Genomic DNA, 2,403 nt, shown 5'->3' with positions numbered 1-2,403 from the left:
CCACGCTCACGTTCCGGGGTGTGCGGCCAGGAGCCCGCGTCGAAGGCCCGGCGGGCCGCGGCGATCGCCGCCCCGGTGTCGGCGCGGGTCCCCTCCGAGACGGTCGCGCTGAGCGTGCCGTCGGCGGGACATCGGATTTCCCGGCGGCCGCCTGCCGTCGGCTCCCGCCATTCACCATCCACGTACAGGTCTGCCACGCGCCGAGCCCTCCGACCGAAATGCGTTGCGCATCGTGCAATGAATTGCTTGTGGTGGAACACCATGGCGAATGCGCAGACAGACGTCAAGAGGGTGGCGGATGACGATTTCACAAGGGACCATCCGGCCCTTACACCTTGACCGAGGACCCCATCCAGGCCAACTATGTTGCTCATCGCTCAATGAGTTGCGCAATACGCATCCACGGAGGCCATATATGTCCCCTCGACCTCAGCCTGGCCGCGAGTACGTCCTCACCCTGTCGTGTCCCGACAGCGCGGGACTGGTCCACGCCGTGAGCGGCTTCCTCGTCCGCAACTCCGGCAACATCCTCGAGAGCCAGCAGTTCGACGACCGGCTCCAGGGCCGCTTCTTCATGAGGGTCCACTTCGACGCCTCCGACCCCGCCGTCGATCTGGAAATTCTGCGTTCCCGGTTCGCTCCGGTGGCCGAGGCCTACGGGATCTCCTGGACCCTGCGGGACGCCTCCACCCCGACCCGGACGCTCATCATGGTGTCCAAGTTCGGGCACTGCCTGAACGACCTGCTCTTCCGCAGGCGCACCGGTTCCCTCAACATCGAGATCCCGGCCATCGTCTCCAACCACCGCGACTTCGAGGGCCTGGCAGAGACATATGGAATCCCATTCCACCACATACAGGTCACAAAGGACACCAAGGCCGAGGCGGAGGCCCGGCTGCTGGAGCTGGTGCGGGAACTGGACGTCGAACTGGTGGTCCTGGCCCGCTACATGCAGATCCTCTCCGACGACCTCTGCAAGCAGCTCGAAGGCCGCGCCATCAACATCCACCACTCCTTCCTCCCCAGCTTCAAGGGAGCACGCCCCTACGAGCAGGCCTATGACCGCGGGGTGAAGCTCGTCGGCGCCACGGCGCACTACGTGACGCCGGACCTGGACGAGGGCCAGATCATCGAACAGGACGTGGTCCGCGTCGACCACTCCCTCGACCCCGGCGAGCTCGTCACGGTCGGCCGGGACGTGGAGGCACAGGTACTCGCGCACGCGGTGAAATGGCACAGCGAGAGCCGGGTGATGACCGACGGCAACCGCACCGTGGTCTTCCGCTGAGCAGCGGACGGGCACGTCAGTGGGCGGGGCTGGACTTCCGGCCCCGCCCACTTTCGTACGGCGGCCCGTCCGCCGCCGTATACGGCCTGCGAAGTGCGGTCTGCCCAGCCCTTGCGGCACGCTCGGTGCGCCGTCCCGCAACAGCCTCGCGGGCAACATGCGGGACGACGCGGCGGCCGTGCGCCGGGCGGTGAGGTCAAAAGGGGGCTCCGGACCCTTGGCCGCCCCACAGCGGCTTGCGCAGTCGTGAGGCGGCCCCCGAGGTCACCCCTGCTTCTGGGCGTCGCGGTGGCGGTAGTACCCGGCCTTGGACGGCGGCAGCGGCTCCTTGCCCAGGATGAGGTCGGCCGCCTTCTCGGCGACCATCATCACCGGGGCATAGATGTTGCCGTTGGTGACGTACGGCATCACCGACGCGTCCACCACGCGCAGCCCCTCCAGCCCGTGCACCTTCATGCTCAGCGGGTCGACGACGGACATCTCGTCGGTGCCCATCTTGCAGGTGCACGAGGGGTGCAGGGCGGTCTCGCCGTCCTTGGCCACCCAGGCGAGGATCTCCTCGTCCGTCTCGACAGCGGGTCCGGGCGAGATCTCGCCGCCGTTGTACGGGGCGAGGGCGGGCTGGTTGAGGAGCTTGCGGGCGACCCGGATCGCTTCGACCCACTCGCGGCGGTCCTGCTCGGTGGAGAGGTAGTTGAAGCGCAGCGCCGGGTGCTCGCGCGGGTCCTTGCTCTTGATCTTCACCGAGCCGATGGCGTCGGAGTACATGGGTCCCACGTGCACCTGGTAGCCGTGGCCTCCGGCGGGCACGGAGCCGTCGTAGCGGACCGCGATCGGGAGGAAGTGGAACATCAGGTTGGGGTAGTCGACGTCCTCGTTGCTGCGGGCGAAGCCACCCGCCTCGAAGTGGTTCGTGGCGGCCGGCCCCTTGCGGAAGAGCCACTGCAGTCCGATGAAGGGGGCGCGCCACTTCGCCATGTACGGCTGCATGGAGACGGGCTGCTTGCAGGCGTACTGGATGTACACCTCGAGGTGGTCCTGCATGTTCTCGCCGACGCCCGGCAGGTCGTGGACGACGTCGATGCCGAGGGCGGACAGCTCGGCGGCGTTGCCGA

General features: G+C 67.7%; 3 protein-coding genes. 1 reads left to right on the top strand and 2 read right to left on the bottom strand.

Annotated elements, in window-relative coordinates:
• Positions 1 to 197 (bottom strand): aldehyde dehydrogenase family protein (locus ACH4UM_RS41740; RefSeq protein ID WP_398191908.1); only part of this gene is annotated, 197 nt, incomplete at its 3' end.
• Positions 198 to 415: 218 nt separating this feature from the next.
• Between ACH4UM_RS41740 and purU the strand changes: the two genes are divergently transcribed.
• A complete protein-coding gene (purU, locus tag ACH4UM_RS41735) occupies positions 416 to 1,288 on the top strand; it encodes a formyltetrahydrofolate deformylase (RefSeq protein WP_398191905.1) in 873 nt (290 codons plus the stop codon).
• Between the two features lie 264 nt (positions 1,289 to 1,552).
• Here purU and ACH4UM_RS41730 read toward each other — a convergent pair.
• The coding region (locus tag ACH4UM_RS41730; RefSeq protein ID WP_398191902.1) for a GMC oxidoreductase at positions 1,553 to 2,403 on the bottom strand (851 nt) is incomplete at its 5' end.

This window comes from Streptomyces sp. NPDC020801, from assembly GCF_044334385.1.
In the GTDB taxonomy this organism is placed as follows: domain Bacteria; phylum Actinomycetota; class Actinomycetes; order Streptomycetales; family Streptomycetaceae; genus Streptomyces.
The sequence above is the reverse complement of the archived record's forward strand: the minus strand, read 5'-3'. Positions and strand labels throughout refer to the sequence as shown.

Excerpts from the sequence above, each read along its gene's own strand:
- purU (WP_398191905.1), top strand. The coding sequence starts at position 416 with ATGTCCCCTCGACCTCAGCCTGGCCGCGAGTACGTCCTCACCCTGTCG.